Origin of the sequence: Vibrio sp. OPT46 (genome assembly GCF_015163535.1) — a bacterium.
In the GTDB taxonomy this organism is placed as follows: Bacteria; Pseudomonadota; Gammaproteobacteria; order Enterobacterales; family Vibrionaceae; genus Vibrio; species Vibrio alginolyticus.
The window spans coordinates 14,264-17,700 of record NZ_JADDYG010000559.1 but is presented as its reverse complement, the minus strand read 5'-3'; the positions used below and the strand labels follow the sequence as shown (position 1 = coordinate 17,700).

The window sequence follows — 3,437 nt, the reverse complement described above, 5'->3', positions numbered from 1 at the left end:
AGTTTGTGGTGAGCTTTACTCCCCTTTAAATGGCTTCTAGGGTCTTTTCTTTTTGAATGTACTGTGTAGTGTGCCCAGCGCTCCCTAAACTCTCGTATGCCATCGGCAACAAAGGCGTCACAATCCTCCCAGACAGAGATATAGTATGCGTCTAAGCGATCACTTGCTTCCTTTTCGATTTCAGCATATTCCATTTACCACATCCCATTTACCACATCCCTCAACACAATACTGGATAATGTTACTACTGGTTAAGCAATGAGTCTATTAGCAACTAGTGGCATTTTTGGTGGTTGTCTTCTATTCATTTGAAAATAGTTTGAAGATTCAACCTAATTCGCCAAAACGTCCAATCCAGTGTCTAACAAATATTGGCATAGTCAGGTCTCAGCAACTAAGAGGAGGCAAAGACATGCAGGATCTGGCACATAAAACCCTGATTAACCGCAAGACACTACTTAAGATGATTCCTTTGTCTGATCGGACTATTTACAACATGGAGCAACGGGGAGAGTTTCCTCGACGAATAGTACTTACTAGCCGCAGTGTAGCGTGGGATCTTGCAGAGGTTGAAAACTGGATAGAAGAAAAACGCAGGTCTGCATTCAAAGCAGCTAGACCGGGCTTTTTTTGGTAGTCAGCAATCAATATGTCGTTTGAAGATTTTATGGATACAGAGTTCCTTGTATCAAACAATAAAAAAAATGTCCCAGTAGTGCGCCGTAAAACAAAAGTTGAGGTGAGATCGAGCTACGTAGACTCCATCATAGAGATTCAAGAATGCAGTGCTCAGGAGGCCAATGAACTCGGATTTATTGCTCGACTTCTGATTCAAGCAACCATGCCGCACAGTAATCCAAAATCGAATGAGTGGAGCCGGAAGAATGGTAATTTCACCATCCACATGATGGCACCATCATCTGTAGGTTTGCCTTTTGGTTGTTATGCACGCTATCTCTTGGTTTGGGTAAGTACACAAGCAGTGAGAAATAAGTCAAAACTGGACAATGGCTTTATCACTGAACAGGAAGCACGCAAGCTTGAACTGGGAGATTCTCAAAGAGGTTTTATGAAAAAACTAGGGGTGCGTTCAAGTGGGGGAGAAAATGGGCCAATAGACTCCTTTAGGGACCAAATGCGGCGGTTGTTCAAAACTACGATCAGTGTCAGTTATACAGAACTAAATGATGATAGTGGATATATTTGTGAAGATGAAACAGGAGCCAGGGTCGCTGATATTTCCCATATTTGGTGGAGTACAAAGCAATCCGATCAAGATTCATTAGGGGAATCTTGGGTGGAACTATCGCCTAAGTTTTTTCAACTTATTACAGATAAACCTGTCCCTTTGGATATGAGAGTTCTGCGGTTAATTAAGCGTTCTCCGATGGCCGTAGATATATATTGCTGGGCGACTTATCGGGTGAGTTATTTAAAGCGAGCCACAATTATCCCTTGGTTAGGTTTGATGGGGCAATTGGGAGCGAATTACGCCAATGTCAAAGACTTTAAACGACGGTTCAATGATGGACTTAAAAAGGTACAACAGGCATGGCCAGAACTAGATGCTACTCCAACCGAAAAAGGATTACTTTTGAAGCCAAGTGCTCCTCAAGTACCTCGACGGACAAAACGACAGATTGAACGGGATATTGAAGCGTAATGGAACTGTATACACCATCGTTTTAGGTATTAGTAAGTCTGGGAAATTAGAAAGTTATCCACGCATGTTTTGTCCCGCTTTAAAGGGGGAGTTTTGCGCATGTTTTGTCCCGGTTTACGCATGTTTTGTCCCGGAGTGCGCATGTTCTGTCCCGAGAAAGGCCAAAAAGTTTTTTAATAACAGATGGTTGTGGAACCTCCTATAGTACTTTCCTGTAGGTTTACCTATATAAAAAATTAACCTGTAGTTAAGAGAAAAATACAGTGGATAATTTGGTAAAGACTGAGCAGTTTGAGTATCGAAATTGGAATAATACAGTCTATAAAATACCGAACTGTTAAGCTGATTTATACATGTCTGAAACTGTCAATAGAATGGATTTGAACGGCATTGGTGGATTTTTAAGTTATTGAAAAATAGCTGTTTTAATGTTTCACCTTCTTGGCGTTTCAACATCTATTGACATTTGAGGGGCGGGGCGAGTGGACTGTAGAACATTTGAGTAACCTTCCAAGACTTTCTGACATATACATATAAATACAGACAAGATTCATCGTCTTTGCAGAAATATGCAGATAGCAAAACATGGATAAACAGTGCTGAGGTGCGGGCAAGATAGGTGAAGTAGGCCCACCAACAAGTTGATGGTTCCTATTTCACTCGTCCTTTATTCGCACCTTCGGGCTCAACGGTATCCTGCTCTACGAGGTCTCTAATTATCGACTTTAACCCTTGGAACTCCTAACCAGCTTTAAGGGGAATGACACCTATGTTTCAAAGATCTGAGGCCGCGCGTTTTTAAGGTGTCGCGCAGGTCGGACGCCAGGATAGAAAGTGACAACCTATCTTTGTAGAGGTCCACATTCACCGCTGATTTTCAGTAGGGGTAAAGGCTCATATCTATAGGTTTTGGGCCGATACAGGTTGGTGGGTGCAACTTAGTCACGACAATACTAAGGGCACTCAATTATGAACAACGTACGTATTTTAGCGGCTAAAATAACTACGGCCGCTATTTCATTAGCATTTATCTCTCCCATACCGGTAGTAGCTGGGATTCCGGTTGTTGATGGAACGAACCTGACACAAAATATTATGTCAGCAATGGAGTCTGTCACTCAAACAGCCAAGCAGATCCAACAGTACCAAACTCAGTTGCAGCAGTATGAAAACCAGCTGCAAAACACTATGGCCCCAGTGGCTTATATTTGGGACCAGGCACAATCGACGATTGATGATTTAACTCATGCCACCAATACGCTTGCTTATTATCAAAACCAGCTTGGTAGCCTTGATGCTTACCTAAGCAAATTCCAGGATGTGGCCTACTACCGCAGTTCACCTTGCTTCAATGGATCTGGAGGTTGTACGCCTGCAGAACAAGCGAAGATGGAAGAAAACCGTCGCTTGGCGTCCGAATCCCAAAAAACAGCCAACGATGCTCTCTTTGAAGGCTTGAAGCTACAGCATAAAAACTTGCAGGCTGACGCTCGTCAGCTGCACCGATTACAGTCAGCAGCTCAGGGAGCAGATGGTCAGTTAGCGGCTATTGGCTATGCCAACCAGCTTGCTAGTAACCAGGTCAACCAACTCCTTCAAATCCGTAGTTTGTTAATTGCTCAGCAGAATGCTGTTGGTTCTCGAATGCAGGCGGAAGCCGACCGCGAAGCTCAATATCAAGCGTCCCGTGAAAGGTTATTTGATATGGGAGAGCCTACCGACCGTTCAAAAAATAGGGGGTTCTAATCATGCAGAATATCATTCGAGTTTTTAT

General features: G+C 43.1%; 3 protein-coding genes and 1 pseudogene. 3 read left to right on the top strand and 1 reads right to left on the bottom strand.

Annotation, left to right across the window (positions count from 1 at the left end; genetic code table 11):
• Positions 1 to 194 (bottom strand): annotated as a pseudogene (locus tag IQR33_RS34035) (hypothetical protein); the annotation flags it as partial.
• 218 nt (positions 195 to 412) lie between these two features.
• Here IQR33_RS34035 and IQR33_RS22415 point away from each other — a divergent pair.
• From IQR33_RS22415 to trbJ, 3 genes are all read left to right on the top strand, one after another.
• Complete coding sequence (locus IQR33_RS22415) at positions 413 to 637, top strand: helix-turn-helix transcriptional regulator (RefSeq protein WP_017633904.1); 225 nt, start codon at positions 413 to 415, stop codon at positions 635 to 637.
• Positions 638 to 649: 12 nt separating this feature from the next.
• Positions 650 to 1,663, top strand: a complete 1,014-nt coding sequence (locus tag IQR33_RS22410) for a replication protein RepA (protein ID WP_193837476.1) — start codon at positions 650 to 652, stop codon at positions 1,661 to 1,663.
• Between the two features lie 969 nt (positions 1,664 to 2,632).
• Complete coding sequence (trbJ, locus tag IQR33_RS22405) at positions 2,633 to 3,409, top strand: P-type conjugative transfer protein TrbJ (RefSeq protein WP_104974445.1); 777 nt, start codon at positions 2,633 to 2,635, stop codon at positions 3,407 to 3,409.
• The last annotated feature ends 28 nt before the right edge of the window (positions 3,410 to 3,437 follow it).